This is a genomic window from Neobacillus camarae (genome assembly GCF_054950115.1).
In genome coordinates this window covers 325,960-352,598 of record NZ_JBUCKX010000004.1, presented here as the reverse complement: position 1 = coordinate 352,598, position 26,639 = coordinate 325,960, and the positions used below count along the sequence as shown (strand labels likewise).

At 40.7% G+C, this 26,639-nt stretch carries 24 protein-coding genes; 6 read left to right on the top strand and 18 right to left on the bottom strand.

The window, feature by feature from the left end:
• Positions 1–33: 33 nt before the first annotated feature.
• The 12 genes from speG to ACY8D0_RS23135 form a co-directional block, all read right to left on the bottom strand.
• Positions 34–549 carry a spermidine N1-acetyltransferase gene (gene speG, locus ACY8D0_RS23190; protein ID WP_462412816.1) on the bottom strand — a complete coding sequence of 172 codons (516 nt, stop codon included), beginning with the start codon at positions 547–549 and terminating at the stop codon, positions 34–36.
• Between the two features lie 363 nt (positions 550–912).
• On the bottom strand, positions 913–2,292 hold the full coding sequence (rlmD, locus tag ACY8D0_RS23185) for a 23S rRNA (uracil(1939)-C(5))-methyltransferase RlmD (RefSeq protein WP_462412815.1): 1,380 nt from the start codon (positions 2,290–2,292) through the stop codon (positions 913–915).
• 139 nt (positions 2,293–2,431) lie between these two features.
• Positions 2,432–3,088 (bottom strand): potassium channel family protein, encoded by a 657-nt coding sequence (locus tag ACY8D0_RS23180; RefSeq protein ID WP_462412814.1) that lies wholly within the window; start codon positions 3,086–3,088, stop codon positions 2,432–2,434.
• Positions 3,089–3,115: 27 nt separating this feature from the next.
• Positions 3,116–4,453: a TrkH family potassium uptake protein gene (locus ACY8D0_RS23175; RefSeq protein ID WP_462412813.1), complete on the bottom strand. Its 1,338-nt coding sequence runs from the start codon at positions 4,451–4,453 to the stop codon at positions 3,116–3,118.
• A gap of 165 nt (positions 4,454–4,618) precedes the next feature.
• The gene (locus ACY8D0_RS23170; protein WP_462412812.1) at positions 4,619–6,946 is read right to left on the bottom strand and encodes a putative bifunctional diguanylate cyclase/phosphodiesterase; all 2,328 of its coding nucleotides are present in this window, start codon (positions 6,944–6,946) and stop codon (positions 4,619–4,621) included.
• Positions 6,947–7,455: 509 nt separating this feature from the next.
• Entirely contained in the window at positions 7,456–8,439 is a 984-nt protein-coding gene (gene guaC / locus ACY8D0_RS23165) for a GMP reductase (protein WP_462412811.1), read from the bottom strand.
• 308 nt (positions 8,440–8,747) lie between these two features.
• Entirely contained in the window at positions 8,748–8,936 is a 189-nt protein-coding gene (locus tag ACY8D0_RS23160; RefSeq protein ID WP_462412810.1) for a glutaredoxin family protein, read from the bottom strand.
• Between the two features lie 115 nt (positions 8,937–9,051).
• Positions 9,052–9,642 (bottom strand): molybdopterin-dependent oxidoreductase, encoded by a 591-nt coding sequence (locus ACY8D0_RS23155; RefSeq protein ID WP_462413157.1) that lies wholly within the window; start codon positions 9,640–9,642, stop codon positions 9,052–9,054.
• A gap of 138 nt (positions 9,643–9,780) precedes the next feature.
• Positions 9,781–10,422: a PAQR family membrane homeostasis protein TrhA gene (trhA, locus tag ACY8D0_RS23150; RefSeq protein WP_462412809.1), complete on the bottom strand. Its 642-nt coding sequence runs from the start codon at positions 10,420–10,422 to the stop codon at positions 9,781–9,783.
• Positions 10,423–10,681: 259 nt separating this feature from the next.
• On the bottom strand, positions 10,682–10,879 hold the full coding sequence (locus tag ACY8D0_RS23145; protein WP_462412808.1) for a hypothetical protein: 198 nt from the start codon (positions 10,877–10,879) through the stop codon (positions 10,682–10,684).
• A gap of 225 nt (positions 10,880–11,104) precedes the next feature.
• Entirely contained in the window at positions 11,105–11,611 is a 507-nt protein-coding gene (locus ACY8D0_RS23140; protein ID WP_462412807.1) for a CBO0543 family protein, read from the bottom strand.
• A 20-nt stretch (positions 11,612–11,631) separates the two neighbouring features.
• Positions 11,632–12,093, bottom strand: coding sequence for a CBO0543 family protein (locus ACY8D0_RS23135; protein WP_462412806.1), 462 nt, complete (start codon positions 12,091–12,093; stop codon positions 11,632–11,634).
• Between the two features lie 202 nt (positions 12,094–12,295).
• Here ACY8D0_RS23135 and ACY8D0_RS23130 point away from each other — a divergent pair, with 202 nt between their 5' ends.
• Positions 12,296–12,799 carry a CBO0543 family protein gene (locus ACY8D0_RS23130; RefSeq protein WP_462412805.1) on the top strand — a complete coding sequence of 168 codons (504 nt, stop codon included), beginning with the start codon at positions 12,296–12,298 and terminating at the stop codon, positions 12,797–12,799.
• Entirely contained in the window at positions 12,789–13,250 is a 462-nt protein-coding gene (locus ACY8D0_RS23125) for a CBO0543 family protein (protein ID WP_462412804.1), read from the top strand. The genes ACY8D0_RS23130 and ACY8D0_RS23125 overlap by 11 nt, the downstream gene beginning before the upstream one ends.
• Positions 13,251–13,325: 75 nt before the next feature.
• On the opposite strand, the gene ACY8D0_RS23120 is transcribed toward ACY8D0_RS23125, so the two are convergent.
• Genes ACY8D0_RS23120 through ACY8D0_RS23110 form a run of 3 tightly spaced genes read right to left on the bottom strand, consistent with a single transcriptional unit; the run spans position 13,326 to position 16,710 of the window.
• A complete protein-coding gene (locus tag ACY8D0_RS23120; protein ID WP_462412803.1) occupies positions 13,326–14,696 on the bottom strand; it encodes a sensor histidine kinase in 1,371 nt (456 codons plus the stop codon).
• Complete coding sequence (locus ACY8D0_RS23115; protein WP_462412802.1) at positions 14,674–15,387, bottom strand: response regulator transcription factor; 714 nt, start codon at positions 15,385–15,387, stop codon at positions 14,674–14,676. The genes ACY8D0_RS23120 and ACY8D0_RS23115 overlap by 23 nt, the downstream gene beginning before the upstream one ends.
• 45 nt (positions 15,388–15,432) lie before the next feature.
• Positions 15,433–16,710 (bottom strand): DedA family protein, encoded by a 1,278-nt coding sequence (locus tag ACY8D0_RS23110; RefSeq protein ID WP_462412801.1) that lies wholly within the window; start codon positions 16,708–16,710, stop codon positions 15,433–15,435.
• A 248-nt stretch (positions 16,711–16,958) separates the two neighbouring features.
• Here ACY8D0_RS23110 and ACY8D0_RS23105 point away from each other — a divergent pair, with 248 nt between their 5' ends.
• Positions 16,959–20,081 carry an efflux RND transporter permease subunit gene (locus ACY8D0_RS23105; protein WP_462412800.1) on the top strand — a complete coding sequence of 1,041 codons (3,123 nt, stop codon included), beginning with the start codon at positions 16,959–16,961 and terminating at the stop codon, positions 20,079–20,081.
• Positions 20,082–20,232: 151 nt separating this feature from the next.
• A complete protein-coding gene (locus ACY8D0_RS23100) occupies positions 20,233–20,889 on the top strand; it encodes a cysteine hydrolase family protein (RefSeq protein ID WP_462412799.1) in 657 nt (218 codons plus the stop codon).
• 140 nt (positions 20,890–21,029) lie between these two features.
• Here the strand turns inward: ACY8D0_RS23100 and ACY8D0_RS23095 are convergent, their stop codons facing one another.
• Entirely contained in the window at positions 21,030–22,190 is a 1,161-nt protein-coding gene (locus ACY8D0_RS23095) for a DUF4317 domain-containing protein (RefSeq protein ID WP_462412798.1), read from the bottom strand.
• A gap of 196 nt (positions 22,191–22,386) precedes the next feature.
• Between ACY8D0_RS23095 and ACY8D0_RS23090 the strand changes: the two genes are divergently transcribed.
• Positions 22,387–23,301 carry a class I SAM-dependent methyltransferase gene (locus ACY8D0_RS23090; RefSeq protein WP_462412797.1) on the top strand — a complete coding sequence of 305 codons (915 nt, stop codon included), beginning with the start codon at positions 22,387–22,389 and terminating at the stop codon, positions 23,299–23,301.
• Positions 23,302–23,439: 138 nt separating this feature from the next.
• On the opposite strand, the gene ACY8D0_RS23085 is transcribed toward ACY8D0_RS23090, so the two are convergent.
• Positions 23,440–24,324, bottom strand: a complete 885-nt coding sequence (locus ACY8D0_RS23085; protein WP_462412796.1) for a PhzF family phenazine biosynthesis protein — start codon at positions 24,322–24,324, stop codon at positions 23,440–23,442.
• Positions 24,325–24,513: 189 nt separating this feature from the next.
• On the opposite strand from ACY8D0_RS23085, the gene ACY8D0_RS23080 reads away from it, so the two are divergent.
• Positions 24,514–24,840 carry a hypothetical protein gene (locus ACY8D0_RS23080; RefSeq protein ID WP_462412795.1) on the top strand — a complete coding sequence of 109 codons (327 nt, stop codon included), beginning with the start codon at positions 24,514–24,516 and terminating at the stop codon, positions 24,838–24,840.
• A gap of 321 nt (positions 24,841–25,161) precedes the next feature.
• Here ACY8D0_RS23080 and ACY8D0_RS23075 read toward each other — a convergent pair whose 3' ends face one another.
• Entirely contained in the window at positions 25,162–26,622 is a 1,461-nt protein-coding gene (locus ACY8D0_RS23075; protein ID WP_462412794.1) for a nicotinate phosphoribosyltransferase, read from the bottom strand.
• Positions 26,623–26,639: the final 17 nt, after the last annotated feature.

Genomic DNA, 26,639 nt, shown 5'->3' with positions numbered 1-26,639 from the left:
AAAAGAGTCCCTTAACAAGTTCACGGTCTTATTTCAAGAATCCTTACTAAAATATTGACGTTGAAACATACACATCCTTATTGCATTATGATATTCACCGTCAACAAAAAACTCATCGATTAATTCTCCTTCAAACTGAAAACCGAGTTTCTTATAAATATGAATCGCTCTTTCGTTAGTCTTATCAACGATTAAATATAATTTATACATATTTAATACAGAGAACGCATAGTCCATTGCGAGATAGGTTGCAGCCTTCGCATATCCATGTCCTTGATGATTCGGATTAATAATAATTTGGAATTCAGCCCGACGATGAATATAATCAATTTCAACTAATTCAACCAACCCTACCATTTCAGTACCTTTTTGTACAATGAATCTTCTTTCACCCTGATCATGAATATGTTTATCATATAAATCCTGCAATTCAACAAATGACTCATATGGCTCCTCAAACCAATAGGACATGATGTTGGCATTAATATTTAATTTATGGACAAAGCCTAAGTCTTCTCTTTCTAATGGCCTTAATTTTACATCACTCATTACCTTTCCCTCCTCCTAATTCTTCTTTTAATCAGAGGTGTTCCCATTATGATATAGTTTAAAATCTTCCTTCTCCAAATGGATACTACCTATTGCAGCATTAGGTACCGACTTTTTAAGGGAAGACTAAATTGATTGTCCCAATATCCTCTTACCGCTTTTTATCGGCTCAAAGGATCAGAAGCTGGCTATAAAGCACCATGAATAATCAAAACCATGACTTTAGCGTGCCCTATATTGTTTCAATTGAAACTCTTTCTGTACAAAGGATTGAGAGATACATTTTTTACTCAATATATACAAAAGTACCCTATAGGGCAGACCTTTTTTAAGTGTCCACTCTATAGGGTACAGGTTAATGGGTTAGTTGCCTTCTTTTAGTATGAGCTGCGCCACACACTCTACATGAGTCGTATGCGGAAACATATCCACCGGCTGCACTTCCAGCGTCTTATATCCCCCATCCTCTAAAATCCGAAGATCACGAGCCAATGTTGCCGGATTACAGGAGACATAAACCACCTTTTTCGGCTTCATGTCAATGATTGTCTTGAGCAGAGCCTCATCACAGCCCTTGCGCGGCGGATCGACCACCAACACATCGGCTGTATTCCCTTCCTTATACCATCTTGGAATCACAACCTCGGCTTCCCCAGCGGCAAACTCGACATTGTCCATCCCGTTCAGCTCCGCATTCCGGCGAGCATCCTCAATCGCCTCCGGCACCACTTCCACCCCAAAAACCTTCTTGGCCTTTTGAGCCAAAAACAACGAGATGGTCCCGATGCCGCAATAAGCATCAATGACACTTTCATCACCTGTCAACTCCGCATATTCCAGTGCCTTGTCATATAGTACCTTGGTCTGGACCGGATTCACCTGGTAAAACGACAGCGCGGAAATGGCAAACTTCACGTCTCCGATATAGTCATAGATGACCTCATTTCCCCAAAGCACCGTTGTTTTTTCACCGAGAATCACATTCGTCCGTTTGGAATTTACGTTATGGACAATTGCTTTCACCTTAGGCAGCCGCTCAACGATTTGGTCAACCAACTCTTTTCGATGTGGCAAATCCGCTGTTCTTGTAATCAGCACCACCATCAATTCACCGGTCTGCTTTCCGTACCGGGCCATAATATGGCGCAGAACCCCTTTATGGGACTCCTCATCATAAGCAGGAATTTTCAACTCGTTGCAAATTTCCTTTACCGTTTGTACCGCTTCATTGACTTCCTGCAGCTGGATCAAGCTCTCATCCGTATCGACAATTTCATGGCTCCGCGGCTTAAAAAATCCGGCTATCAGTTTGCCGTCTTTTTCACCGACCGGCACCTGCGCCTTATTCCGGTAATACCAAGGGTTATTCATACCGATAATCGGATGGACCACCACATCCTCCAGCTTTCCAATCCTTGTCAACACCTGACGCACTTGGTTCTCCTTATATTTCAGCTGCCCCTCATAACTGATGTGCTCCAGTTGGCATCCTCCATATTTGTTCCGCTCGCTGCTCGGAATATCGACCCGATAAGGACTTTTCTCCTGAATCTCGATTAACCGGCCGATTCCGTAGCTTTTATTCACCTTAATGACCTTGATATTGGCCCGTTCACCAGGGAGCCCGCCCGCGACGAACAACGGATAGCCGTCTACCTTGGCAACCCCCGCCCCATCATGGGTCAAATCTTCAAATACCACATCTATGTAATCATTTTTGTTCACCGGCAATGTTCTGCTCATTCTCTTCTTCCTTTACTCCGTAATAACTAGACAGATTGTATCACAAAGCGGCTTGCAATGCGAAACAGCATGTAATATCGTGATTATTGGATTCCTCAGCATTTAAAATCAGGTCTTATCCTGCAACCTGTGTTATGGGCTATTTCAAACTTGAAAACCTGGACAAGTCATCTTTGTTACCAATCATGACTAATACATCCGTGGAATGAATCGTTTCATCCGGAGATGGCGGGACAATGATGTTACCATTTCGAACAAGGGCGATGACACTGACGTTATACTTAGCACGGATGTCAAGCTCCCGCAAACTCTTTTCAGCCATGCTCGAAGGGATGTTTAATTCTTCTATGTTATATTCTTTCGACAGTTTGATATAATCCAGCATATTAGGTGAGAGAAGCTGATTTGCCACACGTTCACCCATGTCTCTTTCGGGATAAATAATCCAATCCGCACCGACTTTTTCTAGCACCTGACCATGCCGTTTTCCTATCGCCTTGGCAATCACTTTTTTAACGCCCATTTCTTTGAGCAGCATAACAGTTAAGATACTGGATTGCATATCATCGCCTATGGCGACAATAACACAGTCAAAATTGGTAATGCCTAACGAAGCCAATGCCTTTTGTTCCGTCGAATCTGCCACCGCCGCATGAGTGACAAACAACTCCGCATCCTCTACCTTTTCTTCATTCAAATCAATTCCCAATACTTCCTGACCAGCCTCATTCAATTGCCGGGCAACACTTGTTCCAAACCTTCCTAGACCAATTACTGCATACTGAGTTTTTGCCATTGTCTTTCGCTCCCTGCTATCGTTTATTCAACCGATCATGATTTTTCCTTTTGGATAACCTACCGCATCCTTATTGCGTTTTTTTGTCATGGCGAAAGCCATTGTCAAAGGCCCCAATCTTCCGGCAAACATAGTAAAAATGATCAAAACCCGCCCAACAGGAGATAATTCGGGGGTTAGACCCATTGACAGTCCTACTGTTCCAAAGGCAGAAGCTGCCTCAAAAAGGTACATGATAAAGTCATGACCCGGTTCTGTAATACTCAGCACCATGGTCAAAACTATGACAATGATGATTCCAAATGTTGCTACCGTCATGGCTTTTAGGATGGTTTCAAACAAAATCTTGCGTTTGAATAAAACAATCTCCTCTTTCCCTTTCATTTGGGACCAGATGCTGGCGGCTAAGACGGACACCGTCGTCACTTTGATTCCCCCTGCTGTGGAACCTGGCCCTGCCCCGATAAACATCAGAAAAATCATCAGGAACAATGTGGGATGTGTCAGATCACCAATCGGCAACGTATTAGAGCCTGCTGTCCTTGATGTCACGGATTGATACAAAGAGCCTAATACCTTTCCTGTTCCCGTTAATGGGACTAAGGTTTTCTGATTTCCATACTCGAAAATAAAGATGAAAAAGGTCCCCAAAACGAGAAGAATAGCGGTGGCCATCAGTACAATCTTTGAATGAAAAGATAAACGATGGGTATGACGGTATTCATAAAGCTCATTTACGACCATGAATCCCAAACCGCCCAATATGATGAGTGCGCATATTGTTATGACCACGACTGGGTCATCGACATAACCCGTCAAACTGCTAAACTCACCCATTAAATCAAAACCAGCATTATTAAAATTAGATATGGAATGAAAAAATCCGTAGTAGATTGCTTTCCGTAATGGCATATCATAAGCAAATCGAATGGACAAAATAATACCGCCGACTACTTCAAATAAAGCGGTGAATATCAATATTCTTTTGACGAACTTTACAAGACCCCCAATAGAAAAGTCGTTAAACGCTTCCTTTAGAATCAGTCTTTGTTTTAAGGAAATTTTCTTGCCTAGTAACAAAAATAAAATGGTGGCAAATGTCATAAATCCTAATCCGCCTATTTGGATGAGCGATAAAATTACTAATTCCCCAAAAAGAGAGAATGTGTTTCCTGTATCCACCACAACAAGCCCTGTCACACATGTAGCGGAGGTAGAAGTAAAAAGAGCATTTAATAACGAAAGTCCATTTCCATCTTCAGTCGCGATGGGCAGAGTCAGAAGTAGGGCCCCGATTAAAATGACAATAGCAAATCCTAATACAAGCACCCTTTTGGGATTGAGATAAGTGGTTATCTTTTTCATAACTTTCTCCTATCCGGTTAAATAACTCACACAATTACACAAAATAAGTATTTTTAAATTTCCCCTAAGTTCCTACATAAATCACAAGTTTATTTATTAAAGGCCACTAATCTTAACCTCTCAACCCAGTTAACATAAAAAAGGACCACCGGAGTGGCCCTTAATTCAAGAGATTTTCGACGCAGTTTCAAATAGGAAATTCTTAACCTCCGAAGCCGGCAGCGGCTTGCTGAATAAATACCCCTGACCGACGAAACACTGATTGCTTCGTAAGAACGAAACATGTTCATGGGATTCCACCCCTTCGGCAATCACGGTGAAGTTCATATTGCGTCCCATATCGATGATCGTTTTGACAATCGGCCCGCCATCATGGTTGGACAGTTTATCAATAAACGCCTTATCAATTTTTAAACAGTTCACCGGCATGTCCTTTAGATAACTTAACGAAGAGTAGCCGGTTCCAAAGTCATCAATCGCAATCTGGATGCCCAAATCCCTTAATTCATCCAACATTTTTCTGGTTTTGCTCATGTTTTGCAAAATCGATTCGGTAATTTCAATCTTCAAGTATTTCGGGTCCAGTTTGGTTTCTGCGAGAATCATTTTGACATCGTCAATAAAGATTGGATTTTGGAACTGCCGGATCGAAGCATTGACCGACATCGACACTTCCCCCATCCCCATTTGCTGCCATTCCTTCAACTGCTGGCATGCCGTTTTGAGTACCCATCTTCCAATCGGCTCAATCAGCCCGGTTTCTTCTGCCACAGGAATAAAGTCCACCGGTGATACCATGCCTAGTTCCGGATCGCTCCAACGGATTAATGCCTCAAAGCCGATAATTTTCTCCGTACGTAAATCCACTTGCGGCTGGTAATACACGCTGAAATGGTCATCCTCTAACCCCCGGCGTAATCCGTTTTCCACTTGCATTTTTTTAGAAATTTGTTCATTTAATTGATGATTGAAAAACTTATATTTATTTTTGCCCTCTTCCTTGGCCAGATACATGGCGGCATCTGCACTCTTTAGCAGGTCGCCCGCATTCCGTCCGCCCTCTGGATAAATCGTAATACCTATACTCGGGGTCGTATAAAGCTCATTGCCACTGATGTTAAATGCTGGTTCAAACCGTTTAAGAATTTGATTGGCAATCTGCTCTAACTGGCTTGTCTCTGATTCTTTTAAAATAATCGCGAATTCATCCCCGCCAATTCTGGCCACGACTGCATTGGGCCCTGCCGCATCCTTTAACCGCTTTGCCACATGCTGCAGCAATAGGTCACCACTATCATGTCCCAAGCTGTCATTCACATATTTGAACCGGTCCATATCAATGTACATCAATGAAAACCTTTTTCCCTTTTCCTTTGCCCGTTTCAACTCCCGTCCCATGCTGATTTGAAACAAGTTCCGGTTCGGCAGCTCCGTTAACGGGTCATAATGGGCCAATTTTTCAATCTTGCCTAGCAATTTGGCCATCTCGTTATCATCGGTTTGCTTATCTGAACGGTCGGTGCCATCTGTTTGGGCAAGCTGTCTTAACTTTTTAAAAATCGCTTTATTTTCAAAAGTGGTAAGCATTTGCTGGGCTAACAGCAGGATCACGGTTAAATGAAGACCTTTTTCCAGTACATTGTTCTCTTGATTCCAGAATGTAAATACTAGAAGTGTACCTGCACTAAGAATTGTCAGGTAATAGTTTTTATACTCCAGCTTTTCTTCATCTTTTTGGGCATCCCATGGGTTCTCTTCCGCTAATACCGCCCCTAAGCCCATCAGCAAAGCGGATACCGGCCATAAAAGGAATAGCCAGCTGCCTACATTTTTCACATGGTTAATATAGAAAAAATCTCCGATGACTTGAATAAAAAAGCCGGCGGCAATCAAATATAAACTCATTTTTCGCTGCTGATGTTTCAGCATGAAAATAAGGCAGACACTAGCGAATAATAAGCTGATATTGACTACATGATTAATAGAAGAGATATAGAAACCGATATTGGTGATGTCTTTATTTCCCTCGAGGATTGGATGGACAATAAAATACCAGCTGACACTGTAGACAGTCGTAATCACAATAATGATATTGAGTAAAAACCTGATCATAGGCAGTGTACTTTTGATCACTTTAATCTCAAATATAAACCCCGCAAAGAAACAAAGATATCCTGATATTCGCAGGATGTCTTCCCAAAGGGAATGAGGCATTTTGCCTCCCGAAAACTGCTGGTAGCCAGACGCGATTTTAGACACGAACAAAAAGCAGATACCAAGGGCAAAAAATAGCCAAAAAAACCTCTGTTTTCCTTTAATATTTTTATAGGCATGAATCATCCACTCGAGTGCCGCCAAATAGGCTATCCCTGAAAAGATGTCGATGCCTATGTCCGATAGTGTTTGATTTTGTTCTGTTATGTATAACCAAGCGAAAAAGATGATAATAAACAGGGGGATAAACAAGCTTTTCCGAAGAACATGTGGTTTCATGGATAGACCTCCCGCAAGCTGAAAGAGCCATGACTCTCTGTCGGCTTCCCAATGATGTTCCCATTTTAACCGCTGATTCTTAAGAATTGATTAACTTAAAAAAGATTGAAGTAATTTACGGCAAATCGAATCGAGGTCCAATTTGATAAAACTTCATAGCTGGCAGGCTATACTAGGCACTTTCCACCACAAGCCCTCCCTTACCTCCCCCTCGCCACATTTCTTCCCCAGTTCAGTCGGTAATCGGCTTTAATTAACTCCTCTTCTATCCTTTCATTCCCTCCCTCGGTCGCCAATCGCCTTCATTACCTACCCTTCCATTCCTTTCTTCCCTCCTTCGGTCGCCAATCGCCCCGCTTACCTACCCTTCGTCACACTTTTTCCCCAGTTCAGTCGGTAATCGGCTTTGAGATCAATACCGTAGATTAACTAGAAAAATCCATCCTCCATCCCACCGCCATAACAAAAAAAAGAACCGCAACAGCAGAGCGGCCCTTTTACGAATCATATTAATAAATCCTATCACCATTAAAGATGGAATTCTTCACTACCACATAATCCACGTTTCGGATGGCGGAAAGCTTGTTCCCGCCGGCATAAGAAATAGAAGATTGCAGGTCTTGTTCCATTTCAATTAACGTATCCTTAATGGAACCTCTGTACTCAACATACATTTTCTTGCCTTCGACATTTTTTCTTTCGCCCTTTTGGAATTCAGAGGCCGAACCAAAATATTCTTTAAACAACTTTCCGTCTTTTTCAATTGTTTCCCCTGGTGATTCCTCATGTCCCGCAAATAAAGAACCGACCATCACCATGGCCGCGCCAAATCGAACAGATTTCGCGATGTCACCGTGAGTCCGGATGCCGCCATCCGCAATAATCGGTTTGCTTGCTGCCTTTGCGCACCAACGAAGGGCCGCCAATTGCCAACCGCCTGTTCCGAAGCCTGTCTTAATTTTAGTGATACAAACTTTACCAGGACCAATACCTACTTTTGTGGCATCCGCCCCGGCATTCTCCAATTCCCGAACCGCTTCTGGAGTTCCAACGTTTCCGGCAATCACAAAGCTTTCTGGAAGGAGTTTTTTAATATGTTGAATCATCTTAATCACGGCATTTGAATGTCCATGGGCAATATCAATGGTGATAAATTCAGGAGTCAGTTGTTCTTCTGCCAATTGTTCGATAAAGCGATATTCATCTTCCTTTACCCCAACACTAATTGAAACATACAGGCCACGTGCCCTCATATCCTTAGCAAAATCAATCCGTTTTTCCGGCTGAAAACGATGCATAATGTAAAAGTAGTTGTTTTCCGCCAAATAAACAGCGAGCTTCTCGTCGATAATGGTCTGCATGTTCGCAGGTACAACAGGCAATTTAAAAGTAAAGCCGCCAAATTTAACAGTTGTATCACACTCAGAACGGCTATTCACAATCGATTTGTTAGGGATCAGTTGAATATCTTCATAATCAAATACAGTATCCATTTTTCCACTCTCCTAAATCCATATTGGCGGACAACTGCAGCCCGCTATTTCCACGTATATTATTTTCCTATTTTTAGGAACCATTAATGCATTTTTTAATTTCATTTCCAGTACTTTGATTGGAAGCATTGTTTCCAAAACACATTTATGAGTATATAACACGAATATTTAATTGTCAATTAAAATTAATGTTCGTGTTTTAACCAATAACAATCTGATGATACATTTTCTGATACTATTTTACTATAATAATACGAACGTTATATACCACACAAAAAGCATAAAAAAAAGAGGCCTGTAAGCCCCTTTTATCCTTTATTCACATACGACATCAACGTTTCAGGGTCAAAGCCGAGGACCCAATGGCCATTTACCTTTGTCTGCGGCACGCCCATTTGTCCGGTTTCCCGAACTAGCCTTATGGCAGCTTTTTGATCTGTCTGTACATTTACTTCTTTATAGGTTAATCCTTGAGCCTCAAGGAATTGTTTCATCATTGTGCAATATGGTCATGTATTGGTTGAATACACTGTAATATCGTTCATTCCCTATTCCTCCTTAACTTATCCAGGGCCATTCAAGAATCACCACATGTGTCATGGTAAATCGATACTAGCGGTACCGTTCTTCCTTAAATGGATTTGCCGTCATCGAATAGCCAAGTTCTTCCCAAAAACCGGCATCATCTTCTTTCATAAACTCAATCCCTGATACCCACTTGGATCCTTTCCACAGATAAAATGTTTCCGGTGGAATGAACCGCAGCGGGTAACCATGTTTGGGGTCAATATCCTGCCATTCGTGGTCTTGATCCTTCCAACGGTACACAAACAAAGAATCGTCCCCTAATAAAGGCTCGAGCGGCAGGTTGGCAGAGTAACCAAATCTGTCCCCGTTATAGTATCCGTAAATTTTTATGTATTTTACACCTTCATTCAATTCCACAAATTTCAATAACTCTTTTAGCGCGATTCCTTCAAATGTGGTACCGAATTTCGACCAAGTGGTCACACAATGCATGTTAACCGTCGAAATGGTTTTCGGCAGATTCATGAATTCTTTATAGGATAAAGACTTTTCTTCTTTTACCTCACCAAAAAGCCTGAAATTCCATGTAGCGCTATTAAATTTGGGAACATCCCCTTTATGAAGTATTGGCCATTTTTCTGTCTCAAATTGACCAGGCGGAAGCTGTTTTTCCATCATGCGCCATCCCTTCTCCTCTTAGACGTTATTTTTAAATTATAGTATTTCCTATAGTGTGCTGCAAATTGTGCACAATTCTGCCTGATCAATAAAAAAAGCACTACTGCTGTAGTGCCATTTCGATCAGGCAGGATCTCAATGTAAAAGAGTGAGGACACTGAAAAAGTGCATAATGCTGCCGGCGATGACGAAAAGATGCCAAACAGCATGGTGGAACTTGAATCCTCTCCAAACGTAAAAAACCGAACCTAAAGTATATAAAAGACCACCAATAATCAAATACACCAAACCGGAATGAACAAGGGCTGCTGTCAGTGGTTTCCATGTGAATACAATTAACCAGCCCATTAATACGTACAACAGGGTGGAAGTGAACAAAAACTTTTTGACAAAGAAGGACTTAAATACAGTACCACCAATGGCCAATCCCCATACAATGCCAAAGATTGTCCAGCCTATCCAGCCTTTAACGGCCACGAACATATAGGGCGTATATGTGCCTGCGATGAAAAAATAGATGGAGGAATGGTCAAAGATTTCAAATAGATTCTTGACTCTGCTGCCTTCCGGGAAAGCATGCAACAGCGTGGATGAAGTATACATCAGGAGCATGGTAAATCCGAATAGAGCGAAACTAACGATATGCCATGCATTACCGTATAAGGAGGAAAAAACAATTAACAATACTAATGCTGCGATGCTAAGAAGTACACCTATCCCATGAGTAATCGAATTGGCAATTTCCTCGCCTTTGCTAAAGGTGTGTGTGTTAGCCATAAAACCATCTCTCCTTTTGGACCCTTACTTTATTTTAACAAAGAATGATAGTAAGTTAATAATAAACCATCCTGCTATTTAATGAAAAAAGCAGTTGACAAATGAACCGCAAATGAATAGAAAAAACAGCCCTCAAAAACATCGAGGGCTGAAAAAATATATTTTAGGGGGTCATGAAAAGGTTTTGCAAATTTCATATTGATATATTAACTCTTTAACCTTAACCTATTCTTAAATTTTACCCTAATGCAATCTTTGTCTATTTTTTATTTAATTTCATCCCAAAGGTTAAGATTTCAAAATTATTTTTAAGAATAAATCCATAATTTTTATTATGGTCAATCACGATATCCCCATCCAGATGACCAATGATCTCTGGGTCAATTAGGACTGTAACTTCACCGGTTGTAAAACCCTCGCCGTTTTCCGCCTGCTCCACCTGAGCAAGTTCGTACATATACGTGGCACCTCAACCAGTGGTCCTGACTTCATTAAGCCTTATAGCAGGCTTCGCTCCTAGTTCATTTATAAGTTGCTGATTGGCATCATTGGTTATTGTAACTTTCATTATTATCACCTCAACATTCCTTTTTTGCCCATGCCTAACTACAGCTGATTAAAAAATAGTTAGTAATACAAAGTATAGACCATTTAAGAAAGTTAAGAAAATGATTAATCCAGATTATTTCATGACCTTGAACGGAACATCAAAGTATGTGATTAAAAAGAGAATGACCGGCAGCGACAAAATATACGCTAATATCGGTCTGTGCTGGTGGATGGCGATAATCGAAAACATCATCAAATCAAACAAAAAAGAGTACCAAAATTTCCAACCGTTCTGATAAGATATCCTTTCAAAAATTAATAATATCCACTCAACCGCTATGTATATTCCCGACCAGACTAATATATATAAACATCTATGTTTCCATTTTTCGGGAAAATGGGAAAGAAAAAGAAAGACGCTTATCGGCATGGTAATCAGAGCATAGACAATGACCACCATTTCCAGTCCATAAAGCAAATCAGGGTGGAACTTCCATAAGGTATCTTCTTTTACAATATATTCATACAGTAAACCGCCGGTAGCAATGAAATACATGCTGGCATGGTATTGCCTCCAGTTTTTCCAATTCCCCCATTTAAGGGAAGCAAGGATGGTCAGGATGGAAATTGCAACGTGCATAGATACATCCCCTTTTCATATTAATCTTCCTTATACCTGCTTAGATAGTGAAGGGTCACCTTATGGAAGAACATCAACATGATATAGAGTATAGGATACAGGATGACCGAATACCCTCTCTTCCAACCATTTAAATAAAAAGTATCCGTCCATTGAAAAATAGTTTCATAAACCATGGCCAATACTCCCCAGGCTAAAATGTAGCCAAACTTGAAAATCAGTTTTTTTTCATAAGGATAGAAATTTAGAAAGACGATATTGATTGCTGGATATATTCCAAAGATATAGATTAACGTTTCCCAATCCACACCTTTTCCAAAATAACCGTACAAGTCATATTTTAAATCTAAGAATACGTCCACCATCATCTGTAAAAGCATGGCAAATATCGTTGTGGTTAAAAATTCAATGCCCGATAGACGTTTAGGTATAAAAATCACAATTGAATTAAACACGATGACCGTAAGGATAAGAATGAGCACGGCTGCCGCCCCCATTAAAATATGTGCTGCTCTTATTTTCTACTTTTTTTATTAGATTATTTGTTACTGAACAATGTTCTTCACGGTACGGATTTAATGAAAATTTACATTTTAATGGATGGATTTGACTTGCGCAATTGGATAATACCTTTATTGCTAATCAATACTAATACTATTCTTTTCGGGAAGGGAATTTTGCATTATGGTGATGGAGCATTGGATTCTGGCTGCCATGTGGCTGTTTGGCCTTTTAGGCTTTATTCTGTTTATTCCACGCAAAGACCGGCGCAAGGGAATCCTGGCACTACTTATGTTTCAAGCCATCATCTGGACTTGTGATATGCCCGCTTTTACATATGGTCTGTTAAGTGCGCCCGTCCGGTTGTTTCCTAAAGCTTCCAATCTCACCATTACCATCAATTACTTTTTTTACCCCGTATTGTTTTCCATCTATTACGTCCACAAGAAAGCAGCGGGCAGTCTATGGTATAGGTTCGTCTATTTTCTGGTTTGGGTTACAATCATCACGTTATATGATATTGCTCTCGAGAGATATACCGATTTAATAGAATATGGACGCCTGACCTGGTATGGGATGTGGATTTACATCGCACTTTTGTTTTATGTAAGTCAAGTCTGCTGTAATTGGTTCTATAAGAAAAAGCCAAATTACAGGATGCACGTTGGAGGCACTCATGAGAATTGAATGGTGGCTTTTAGCTGGGGTCTACGCAGCGGCAACCGGCATTTTGTTCTTCATCCCGAAAAATAAATTTCGACTTGCGGTCGTAGCGTTTTTGTTCACACAAATTATTACTTTTCTTGTCGGTTTGGTGGTTGTACAATTGGGACTCCTTAAATACCCTGTTCGATTATTTGCTTCCATCAATCGGACTAGCTTCACATATGAGCATTATGCTTTTCCCATCGCCTGTGCGGCCTTTAATATTTGGTACCCCAACAAACGGAGCACTTTTTTGCAATTCGGTTATTATGTCGGATGTAGTTCTGTGCTGACGATTGCCGAAGTCATCATCGAAAAATACACCTACCTGATCAAATACATACATTGGCATTGGTATATTACTTGGATGGCCGTTTGTCTTTCGTTTTATTTGGCCCGTTTATTTTGTGGTTGGTTTTTCTCTAAGGATTGAAGCGAAACAAAGCTGTGCAAACACACAATCCTGCGTGGAGCACAGCTTTGTTTGCGTCTGCATTTAAAAAATTTTTTACCTCTCAGACTTCTCAGCTGACAATGGTAGAATTAATTCAACCTTCGTGCCCGTTCCCTCTTTGCTGTTAATTTTTATTTCACCTTTGTGAAGTTTGATTATACTTCTGGCAATATGCAAACCTAATCCAGTGCCCCCTGTCTCACGACTTCTTGCTTTATCCACCCGGTAAAACCGATCAAAAATATGATTAATCTCTTCCTCAGGAATTCCGATTCCATAATCCTTGATATGGACCATGGCATAATTTTCATTCCTATCTAAGAGGACTTCGATTTTGTCATGGCTATATTTAATCGCATTGTCCAGCAAAATGATAATGACCTGTTTAATCTTTAATTCATCCGCATGAATGAGGATGGGAGACTCATCATAATGCAAGATAATTTCTCGTTTATAGACATTCTTCAATTGTTTTAGAATATCTTGACATAACGATACCAAGTTTACCTCCGTTATTTCTAATACATTTTCTTTTTCTAATGTGGCCAGCTCTAAAAAGGTTTCTGTCATTTTTTGTATTCTTGTAGCCTCCGAATGAATCGCCTGGATGGCCTCATCTGCCATCTCCCGATCCTCTAACCCATGCCTCCTTAAAAAATTCGCGTAGCTCTTTATCACGGTTAAGGGTGTCTTCAATTCGTGGGAGGCATCCGAAACAAACTGTGATTGTTTCTTCAAATTTTCTTGAATCCTGCCAATCATCCGATTAAAGGTTTGTGCCAATGTATGGAGCTCGTCTTTTGCGTTGTTTTGAACCGTTATCGTCTTCGGAATGCCGCTAGCTTCAATCTCCTCCATTGTTTTAATCATATTGGAAATGGGCCGCATGATGATATTAGCCAGCCATCTCCCTCCAAGTAAGGACAGTAGGGCAGCCACAATCGTCGACGATATTAAAATGGCTCGGAGTATTTCAATTCTTCCCTCGAGGCCTTTTAATCGCTCTCCAATTTCCAGACTCTTCTTTCCATTTTGAAAAGGAACACGCACAACCAATATTTGCTCCTCCCCGTGTTCTGCCGAAATAAGATGTGTTTGAGCCTGTCTGCCTCTGGTATATTTACCACTTATTTTTTGGGTAAGGAGCTTATCATTGGTCACTTCATGTATGACTTTGTTTCCTGCTTCCATGATTCGGATATAGGAATGTTCAGATAAATTATTTTTCAATTTCTCCTCAATGCCAAGGGATGATTGAATGGTATCAATGTCTTTTACTATATCGGCGGACTTTTGGTAGAGTAAATCCTCTTCCATATTTACGGTTGATTGCATAAATAGAAAGTAGACAACAAAATTTATGATAATTAATATACAGAGCATCCAGGCAGTAGCTAATAGATTAATTTTTGTTGTGATTTTCATTCGCTTTCTCCCTTATGGTAAAACCAATTCCCCTAATCGTGGTAATTAATGGCCTTTGGAAGCCTTCATCTATTTTTTTCCGAAGATGCCGAATGAAAACATCAATTACGTTCGTTTCACCCTCGTATTCATATCCCCAGACATTGATGATAATATTTTCTCTCGTAACCACCTTATTTTTATTCATGACTAAATATACGAGAAAATCATACTCTTTAGGGGTTAACTCTATGGATTTTCCCGCTCTTTTTACATCCCTTGCATCCGTATTAATGTTTAAATCATCAACGGTTAGTATGGATTCCTCTCTCATGGCATGATCTTTAGGAGAATTTCGAAGACAAGCCCGAATTCTGGCCAATAACTCTTCGATTTCAAAGGGCTTTGTTACATAGTCATTCGCCCCATGGTCCAAGCCGGATACTTTATCGAAGGTAGTATTCCGAGCCGTTAAAAGAATAACAGGGATTGTCTTATTCTCCTTTCTTAATCTCCTTAATACCTCCATTCCACTTAAACCGGGCAGCATGACATCCAATAAAATCAAATCCACATCCGTTTCCAGAGCCCTTTCAAGTCCTGCCTTGCCATCGTGTTCTACTGTTACCAGATACCCCTCATACTCGAGCTCCATCTTTAATACACGGGCGACTTGAGTTTCATCCTCCACTACAAGGATATGTGTTTTCACTTTACCCTCTTCCCTTCTAACAAACTTTTAAAAGCGAAAAATCCTTTAGTATTTATCCAATACAAGACGTAACATTTCAAACAACAAAAAATTAAAAAAGATCCAGACACCGCCATACACATAGCCACCGAAAATATCGCTTGGAAGTAAACCGGTTGAGGCAATCTTTACAATCGCCAATCCTAATAATAAAAATACACCTATCAGCGGGTCCATAATAGTGGCAAATGTGTTGGTCGAATGTCGGACAAGTAAAAATAGGCATGACCCATAAATAATGATGGCAAAAGTTGAACCTAAATCGGGAAAATTTGCTGAATGAATTTCCCCTACAAACCCTATCGATTGCAGATAGGAAAAAATCAGCACGATCGATTCATGATACAGTCTTGCCCCCAAAATAGGGACAATGAGGAGAAGATATTCCAATAGTCTGTTCTCTCCATTTTTCCAAATAATGAGTAAAGTAATCACTATCAAGGTACCCAAAACATACGGAGTTTGGAAGAAAAGAAGTCCTTTCATCCAACTCCTATAGATGGATGAAAGGACAATATATTTAGTTACTTCATTAAACTCATGAAACTCGCCAAATAAATAATCTTGAGCCATCCCGAGCATCAAGGTCACCAGACCGATTAATGCAACTGAGAGGCAAAAAAGAAAGACTCCTGTCGCTTTTATTGATTTTAGACGCCGCAGCAACCATTGAATGAAGCCAATAAAAAAGGCCTTTATTTGAACTTTGTAATAACGATAGGTGAAATACCCGGCCACCAAAACAACCAATCCAATGATGAAAATGATGAAATATTTTCTTGCAGCCTGATGGAACACTTCCCATTTAGGACCCAGCATTTTTCCTAACGTAACAAAGCAAACTCCCCATAAAAATGCACCTGTATAAGCAGGAACAATAAATTTTCGAAAAGGCATTCTGGAAATACCAGAAATATACCCCGTGAAATGCCGTATCCCCGGTATGAAATAGGCAAAAACCAACAGCCTATTTCCATACCGTTCTAACCAACCTGCTGCTTTCTTATATCTCTCGGGCCCCAGGTGGATAAACCTACCGTATTTTTCAATGAGTCTATATCCTCCTGCCCTTCCTATCCAATACGTTGCCGTTATTCCTGCTCCCCCTGATAAAAAGACCATCAGGAGTGCCAAAGGGTAGTTCATTTTCCCCTGATAGACAAAATACCCGGCATAACTCATTAAGAATTCCCCCGAAATAGGTAGAGCCATTAATTCTAAGAAAATGCCCAGAAATAATATCAGATAACTATATTGTTCAAACAGCGTGATTAAATGCGACATTTAAATGCCTCCAATGCTTCTAAAAGCAATTTCTATAAGAAACAGCCGTGTTTCATATCCAATTTAGCACGAAAAATCGGTTCATTTTCCATCTTAATGAATTATTAATGTTTTATTAAGTGAACATACATGTTGGCTTTGTATACTTTAAATTGCCCAATTTAATGGCCATGCAATTTTAAAAGCAGAAAACAAAAACAATTGTCATTTGGGTTTCATTGATAAAAAGTAATTGGGGAGGAAAACCAATGAAGAAGTTAATAGAGGCAACGATGCAAAGAGCTATTCTCATGATCGTATGTGTTGTCATCATTTTGGCATGGGGAGGCGTTTCGGCTTACCAGATGCAAAGAGATTATTTGCCTGGGATTAACAATACGACCCTTTCCGTCAGTATGAGGATTCCAGGTTATCAAGCTGAACAAGTCAAACAGCAAGTGACCGATAACCTTGCTAGTGCTGTAAAAGCAGTGGATGGCCTATCCAATGTGGAAAGCACTTCTTATGACGGCGGATTGTTTATGAGTTTGTATTTTCCAATGGATACCGATATGAAGCAAGCGGAAGATCAAGTTAACAAAGCTTTGGCAAATGCAGACCTTCCCTCAACCATTACAAGCACTCCTTCGGTAACACGTCTAACAACCAGTTCATTCCCGATTTTGACCTACAGTGTCACAAGTCCAAAATTGGATGAGCAAACACTGCGTTCGACTGCCACTCAGGAGATTGTGAAGAAATTAAAATCTGTGCCTGGTGTATCGGATGTATCTGTCATTGGAGGGGCAAAAGATGGATATGTTTTAACTGTTCGTATGAAAGACCTTGTGAAAAATGGATTGACTCTGGATGATGTCAATAAATCATTTGCTTTGGCCGTTCCATCCATGCCGCAAGGGAATATCGTCAACAATCAATTATCCATACCCGTATCCTTTGACGGCTTACGATTAACCGTGCAGGATATGGAAAATGCGACCATCAAGAATAAGGAAGGCAAACTGATTCCTGTATCAGCGTTCGGTACTATCACTCATTCTTTAAATGATGTTAAAACAGTCTCCAGAACAAACGGAGCAGCTAGTGTCACTTTAAATGTGATTAAAACACCTTCAGCCAATATCACAGATGTGGCGAACCAAGTAAAAGACCGTGTGGCACATCTCCAATTGGATACCGTTCATCCAAAGGATGTTAAGTTCCAAGTTTTACTTGACCGTGAAAAAGAATTAAACAGCTCTTTATTCGGATTGGTGCGTGAAGGCTTGCTTGGCTGTTTATTCTCCATGATTTGTGTATTCTTCTTCTTCCGAAATGTAAGAAGCACATTATTAATTGCAATTTCATTGCCCATTTCATTATTAGCCACAACGGCCTTCTTAAAATCAATGGGCATCACGTTAAATATTTTAACCGTTTCAGGTTTAATTGTCGCAATGGGTCGTATTGTTGATGACTCAATTGTTATTCTGGACAATATGTATCGAAAACGTGAAGAAGAGAAGGAGAAACCATTACTTTCCAGTCTTGCCTCATCTGTTGTGGAAATGATTCCTGCGATATTAGGATCAACCTTAACGACCATCGCTGTTTATATCCCAATCGCCTTTGTTGGTGGTGTCATCAGTGCGTCGTACAGTGGGTTTGCTTGGTCAGTTGTGATTGCCTTAATCATTTCATTCTTTGTTGCGATACTAGTGATTCCTGCACTTGCTTTTATGGGCTGGAAAGGCGGCAACGGTGAGAAACAAACCGTCAAACTTGATTCAAAAATGAAACCAATTCTTCAATCTGCTTTTAAACATAAGAAAGCCATGATTATTGTATCGGTTTTAGTGTTTTTAGCTGCTGGTGCTTATTCCGCTTTTCTGCCAGTCAGTTTACTCCCCAGTGGAAAAATCGGTCAAATTGCTATTAAAGCAGAGCTTCCAAAAGGAAGTACCTTAATTCAAGTGGACTCTGAAGTGCATAAGATTGAGAAAACATTAAAGACAAATCCAAAAGTCGCTGCGTATTCATCCAATTTTGGGTCTACCATGACACCTCAAAGTGATGATGTATTTGACCAAGGCGGGGGCTTTATCACCTATCCAAACGTAGCAAACCTTTCTGTTGTGTTAAAGAATGATAAAGATGCGGAATCTGTCATTAAACAGTTACAAACTGAACTACCGTCATTGTCTAAGGATGTTACTTATACGGTAACAAGCCAGAACATCTCCGGTGATGATTCTCAAATGCGGATTCTTTTTACTGGCTCGGACCAAGCAACACTCGATCAAGTGGCTCAAAAGGCGAGAACAGAGCTATCGAAAGTAGCCAACCTAAGCGTGGATGGAAAAGTCGATTTAACGAATGGAGCGCCTAAGTACAAAGTGACTTTTGATCAAAAGGCAATTGAGGAAAAAGGCGTGAAGGTATCGGATATTCTAACGGTTGTTAATCGTTATATGTCTTCATCAAAAGATGCCACCATAACAGTGGATCACCAAGCATTGCCCGTGGACCAATATTTAGATCAAATGGCATCTGGAACCAATTCCGCTATTACCCTAAACGCAACGGCGGACGATGTTTTGGCATCTCTGGCTGCTGAAACAGTGCCTGGAAGTAACGGCGAAATGATTCCATTTAACCAAATTGCTAAAATTTCAAAGGATAACACTCCTTCAACGGTTAGCGAAAGAGATGGCCAGCCATTCTCCCTTGTGACCGCCCAGATCACATCCAATGATATTAGCAAAGTTTCAAGTCAGGCAGAGAAAGCTTTAAGCGGCATAAAACTTCCAAAAGATGTAACGTACTCATTGGGAGGAATTACTGAACAAGTAAAACAAATGATTTTCGATATGTCTGTTGCCGTCGCATTCTCTATCCTTTTAGTCTTACTCATTACTTCTTCCCTGTTCAAAGGATGGAGAGCGCCATTATCCGTTCTTTTAAGCATCCCCCTGGCGCTGAGCGGTGTGGTCATCGCCCTCATTTTATTCCATGGAGAATGGAATTTGGCAGCCTTGATTGGGATTCTGATGCTTACGGGTATAGTCGTGACAAATGGGATTGTGTTAATCGATAAAATTGAGAAAAACCGAAGAGAAGGAATGCCCGTGAATGACGCAGTTTTACACGGCAGTCTTTCAAGGATTCGGCCAATTTTAATGACTGCAGCTGCCACCATCCTTACGCTGCTGCCACTTGCATTTTCTCATAATGCCGATACGGTTATATCTCAGACACTCGGCATTGTCGTAATTGGCGGCATGGTCACCTCAACCATTAACAGCTTTATCATTATCCCGATCATCTACGAGTGGCTGCATAGGAAGGCGGCAATAAAGAACCAAGTTACAGCTATTCAAAAGCCATATTGATTCATTTTGCGCTTATAAACACGGCACCTTATTTTATGGGGCGCCGTGTTTTAACGATTTTATGTTAGATTTTATCACCACTTGAATGTCAGGAGAGTGAAATGTTGTTAAGATAACCTAAAGATAAAATTTCTAAGGAGCGTGTCCACACATGGCTATTAAGGTTAATGAGCTAACTGCCAAGCGTACAGCTATACTAGTAATTGATATGGAAAATGATTTTATCGCAGAAGGCGCGCCATTAGAAACTCCAATGGGAAGGGAATTTGTGCCGGAAATGGCTTCTTTCTTAGACACCTGCAGGGACAAAGGGATGGAAGTTATTTATACAACACATGTTCATAGAAAAAATGGTATTGATATGGGACGGTTTAAAGATATTTGGGAGCCCATCGGAACAGGTAAGGGCTTAGTGGATAACACGGAAGGAATAGAGATTTATCCTGGAGTTTCGCCAAAAGAAGGGGAAATCGTCATTAAAAAACACCGTTATAGTGCCTTTTTCGGAACCGACTTAGATATTATTCTCCGTGGAAAAGATATTGAAACGGTTGCAATTGTTGGAGTGACAACAGAAAATTGCTGTCATGCATCTGCCCGTGATGCAATGTTTTTAGGATACAAAGTGGCATTCCTTTCTGATTTAACGGGTACATTTGATTACCCGGATATTGGGTTCGGTTCACTGCCTGCTGAAGAAGTTCATCGCGTTTCCTTGGGAATTTTAGGCGTATCAACGGCACATGTTATGACAAGTGAGGAATTTTTAAAAATACCTACGAAGAAAGAATCTCTTGAATACGTTTAACAACAGGATATCGTTTACGAACAAAGTTTAGGGCATCAGGAAATTGCTGGTGCTCTTTTAGACGTTGTACAAACAACAAAAAAGTCGACTCTGTGAATTACAGAAAGCCGACTTTTTCATGATGTTAGACCCTATCCCTGTTAGAGTGTTTCCGATTCCAAGCGGAATCCTTCGACGACTACCTCTTCATCCACTTCGAGCAACAAACACCGTTTGCCCTGATACGTAATATATTTTACAAATTTCAGGTCTTTCGGGTTAATGGTCACATTGGCTACCTTGGTTTCAATTTTTATGGTTTTCGGAACCAAACTGCTGGTCTTGATTTCGTGTTTTTCATCATTAATGACAGATTTGAAGGCATGCTCTACTTTGGCCGGCTCCACATTTTCCACGCCGCTTACCGTTAAGATGCGTTCGATGTCGCGATGATCCAGCGTAGGAATCTCACTTTCTTCTTTTTCCAGATTCTCCTGCACCAGCTTATCAATTTCTTCATAGACATTGGATATGACTTGGGATTCCACCTGATCTCCAATGACCTCTTTTAATATCAGGTCGAAGCTGTCTTTATCTTCTTGTGCCGTAATAATTTCTTCGCAATTGAGAACCTCGTCCATAAATCGGTAATCCGGCTGATTGTTTTTCCCCGCACAGTAGAGGACATGGTTCACATCGGCCGCATTGTCATTAAACGCCGGAAATAAAAATCCAGACAATGGTGAATCCAAATTAATAATCGGATCAAAGAAATGATGGGGTTTGAATTCCTTCTCCACATAATCAAACGTCAAAGCCTTTTTCGGCTGATCGGTCTTATTGAGGCTGCAAAGAATAAACTGGCTGTAGTAGACCTCGTCATCCCCGCCTTCTTCCGATTCCTGGCCCCTTTTTCGGGTCGGCTTCCGGTATTCCCCACGGATAAACGTCACCACGGTATCAAATTCATAAATCGTCATGGCAAACATTTTCGTTACGATTTCCAGCATGTATTCTTTCCAATCGTCTGACTCTGCCTGCAATCCTTCAAAAAGGAACATTTGGGTACTGTCTTCCACGTCCCGTTGGAATTTCAATTCAAACAATTTGGCATCGAGATGGCCGGTCAGGACCTTTTTAAAATTGGCCAGAAACAATTCCTGGGCTTCCTGGTCTAACATTTGAAATGGCTGACTGACATGGTGGTAAATCTCCCCTGTTTCTTTCTGGACATAGACATTGAAGATTTCCTTAATTTTTAAAATGTGTTCATTATCTAATTTAAATTGCTTGCGAATATTAGCGATGTCTTTTTTGTTCATCTCATTTCAACTCCCATCCCTGATTATACTGTTCAGGAGAAAAAGTTTCTAATTGATTTTTAAAAATTACTATGATGGATGCAATATATTTGACAAAAAAAGTTATTTATGCTATAATTTACAACTTAAACCTTACTATGTATAATAAGATTCTCCTGGCCAGGGGAATCTTATTTTTTATGTAGGAGGATCATTGATGAAACAAAATGAGTCCAGTTTAACTTCCTTAATCTCAGCTTTCGGCCGTGCCTATCACAGCACCTACGATACACCCAAAATTTTTGATGATTTTATTGCCAAGGATCTCATTACCCCAACAGAATTTTCCAATATAAGTAAGAATATGATTCAAGGAATTGAGTTTTTCAATCAAGAGATTGCCCAACATTATCGAGATGACCCGGATGAAGTCTTAAAGTGGATTACCCAAGTCCAGCTTTCACCCACACCATTAGCACGGGCCGCGTTTTGTGAAAAGGTGCTCATGAACGAAGTGATGCTGGGAGTAAAACAAGTCGTCATTCTCGGGGCGGGGCTGGATACATTAAGTCTCCGCCATCCCGAATGGAGAGACCGCATTGAGATATTTGAAGTTGATCATCCTGCTACACAAGAATTTAAAAAGCAAAGACTGAAATGGGCAAATTTAGAAGTCCCTAGTAATCTTCATTTTGTGCCCATGGATTTCACCGGACAGTTTTCCTATCAAAATCTTGAAGAGGAAGGGTTCCGCTATCATAAAACCTTCTTCAGCCTGCTGGGTGTTTCCTATTATTTAACCAAACAGGAGCTTTCAAGCCTGTTGCAGCATATATTTGCCAATATCCCGGAGGGAAGCTCGATTGTATTTGATTTTGCGGACGAAAACCTCTTTAAAGAGAAAGGCATGTCTAATCGAGTGGAAAATATGCTGAAAATGGTTGCGACCGGCGGAGAGCCAATGAAATCCTGTTACAGTTATCATGAAATGGAGAAAATGCTGGAGGAGTCGGGGTTATTTATTTTTGAACATCTAGCTCCAGAGGAGATAAACGATTCTTTCTTCCGCAACCGATCCGATTATTTGTCCGCATTTGAAACGATTCATTATATCCATGCTGTTAAAAAATAAGCTCTGGGGCTGTCGATAAGGGGTCTGACTCCACGCCTAGACCAATATATAGAACGGTATTTTTAGAAATACCCCCATATATTGTGGAGTGGTGTCTGACCCCTTTGCCTTTTGGACAGCCCCTTTTTCACGTAAGTATTAGGAAAGAAACCATTCTCCCTGTGCGACTTTTTCTACTTTTCCCCCTACATTGATCGAAAATTGCCCACCCTTTTCGGCTGCTTTTAAAAACAATAAAGAAGGCCGTTTTATTTCATAGCCTTGCTCGACTCGCAAGCTGATTTCACTCTTTCCAAAGTAACTGTATCTCACTAAGTAAGCAGCTAAGCATCCGTTCGCACTACCGGTTGCCGCATCCTCAGGTACGCCAAAGTAATCTGCAAAGTCGCGGACATTCAGATGATTTTCAGGATGATAGGTTTCCGGGGCAAACACCATGATTGCCTTTGCTTCCATATTTTCAATTAACTCGAAGTATTTTTCTTTGTTTATTTTTATCTTTTTAACGGCTTCTAACGATTTTAAAGGGACCAGTATGACAGGAAGACCAGTCGAAACCTCTTGGATTGGGAATCTTGTATCTATGTTTTCGTTCTCTAAGTTTAATACCTTCGAAACCGTATCAACCTGCACTATTCGGCCGAACGATGGTTTATTTTGTTGCATCCACAAAATTCCCTTGTTCTGGTCAAATGTTACGGGAATCTGCCCCGCTTTATAATTTAAGATCATTTTTTCAGAAGGTTTATCTAAAATTTCATTTTGAATCACATAAGCCGTTCCCAATGTCGGATGGCCAGCAAAAGGAACTTCTTCATTTGGCGTGAAAATCCGGACATCGTAACCGCCGTCTTTTTTTGCATCAGACAAGATGAATGTAGTCTCTGAATAATTGACCTCTTTGGCGATTTGCTGCATTTCAAAGTCTGATAGGTTTCCAGCCCTTTTAAAAACAGCCAGTTGATTCCCTGTGTATTTCCCCTGTGAAAAAACATCTACTATGGAATAATCTAGTTTCCCCATTCATTTCCATCCCCTATATTAGTTTTTTTATAGAATACCATTGATTCATGGTAATTTGACACAGCCATATTTGGGGAGTTTGCATATATTGATGTCACAAGGAATAGAATTATGTCAGAACATTTTTGTTTTCAAACATAAAGAAAGTGTTTATGATAAAAACAATCCCTCTAAAAGGAGTGAATAACGATGAAGATGTCAAGACGCCTCTCCATCATGATGCTCCTTGCCTTTTTGTCCTTTAGCTTCTTCCAGCAAAATCATTCACATTTACCTGCACACCAACACCCCGTTGCTAAGGCAATCATTAGCTTGGATGACTTAATGGAAAAGGCACAATGGGATGACAAGAAGAAGCAGCCGTTTGACCTGCCATTCTTATTCGTTACAGCTCTTATCGCAATAAGAATAGTTCAATGGGTTATTGCTAATCCTGTTAGTCAGTTCCGGCGCTTCACATTTTTAATCCCGATATTTCATCAATCTAATTACATCATTCCCCCTCTCCGGTTCTAAATAAAATTTGAACGAAGGGGAGGAAAGTATATGTGGTTCCGTTTATTAATGATTGGATTCTTTTCGCTATCAGCCGTCAGTCTGTTCACTTTTCAAGGCATAGAAATTACTCATGCTTTTATGGACTACTTTAAGCAAAAATAACCTAATAGGCAGAGAAAGGCTATGAGAATCGGTCTTCCTCTGCCTTATTTATTTTTGTATCATTGATGGAGATTCATCGTGGAATTTCCCGATATCATGGTGGTGTCTTACGATAGATAAATTTTTCCCTGCCACATGAAAAGACGCCCCTACTAGGACGTCTTCTTTGAATTACATCTATTCCATTTCTGCTACTTTTTCTTTCACTTCTTCGATATTCTTCATTTTGTTGTCCCAGCATTTCTGGCTTAAATCGACTGGGTAATTCTCTGGATTCATGGTCCGTTTGTACTCATCCCAAAGTGCATCAAGATTTTGCCTTAAGTATTCCCGTGATTCTTCCAAGCAAGGGACTTCGTAAACCAGCTGGCCTTCCTTAAAGATCTCTTCATGGAGCTCTTTGGCGGTAAAATTAGTCACGATTTTTTTCAAATACGTATGGGTTGGATGGAACATCCGCAGGCGTTTCTCCGGCAGAACCTCATCTTCCATGGCAATATAATCGCCTTCCGCATGGTTGTTGGCATTATTAATGATCCGATAAATCCTCTTCAACCCCGGGGTTGTGACTTTCTCTGGATTGGAGGAAATTTTAATCGTATCCTCTAATTGACCTGCTTCGTTTTCAATGGCAACCAACTTATATACAGCCCCAAGTGCAGCTTGGTCATAGGCGGTAATCAGTTTGGTGCCGATTCCCCAACTGTTAATCTTCGCACCTTGTGCTTTCAGGTTAAAAATCGTATATTCATCCAAATCACTGGAGGCAAAAATTTTCGCATCCTTAAAGCCAGCATCGTCCAACATTTTTCGAGCCGCCTTCGATAGATAGGCCAAGTCGCCGCTATCAAGGCGAATTCCAATAAAATTAATCTTGTCGCCCAGCTCTTTTGCAACCTTGATTGCATTCGGCACACCCAGGCGGAGCGTATCGTATGTATCCACGAGGAAAACGCAGTTTTTATGCGTCTCGGCATATTTATGGAATGCCGTGTACTCGTCCTTATATGCTTGCACCATCGCATGGGCATGGGTTCCTGATACCGGTATGCCAAATAACTTACCGGCCCGCACGTTACTGGTCGAGTCAAAACCGCCAAGGTAGGCTGCCCTCGTACCCCAGATGGCCGCATCCATCTCCTGGGCCCGTCTTGTCCCAAACTCAGCCGCTGATTCATTAGCAACCACTTGTTTAATGCGGGAGGCTTTAGTGGCAATCAATGTTTGGTAATTCACAATGTTTAGTAACGCCGTTTCCACCAGCTGCGCTTCCGCCAGCGGTGCATCTACCCGCAACATTGCTTCATTGCCAAAAACCAGTTCACCCTCTCTCATCGCCCGGATGGATCCGGTAAACCGCAAATTTTTCAAAAAGTCTAAAAAGTCGTCCCCGTACCCGACTTCATTTTTTAAATATTCCAGGTCATCCTCCGTAAAACGAAAGCCTTGAATATATTGAATGGCTTTTTCCAATCCGGCAAAAACCGCATAGCCGTTCCCAAACGGCAGCTTCCGGAAATACAGTTCAAATATCGCACGCTTATTGTGGATACCATCTCGCCAATACGTCTCTGCCATATTGATTTGATATAGGTCCGTATGCAGAGTATAACTATCATCTTGATAAATATGTTTCATAACAGGCCCTCCGTAAA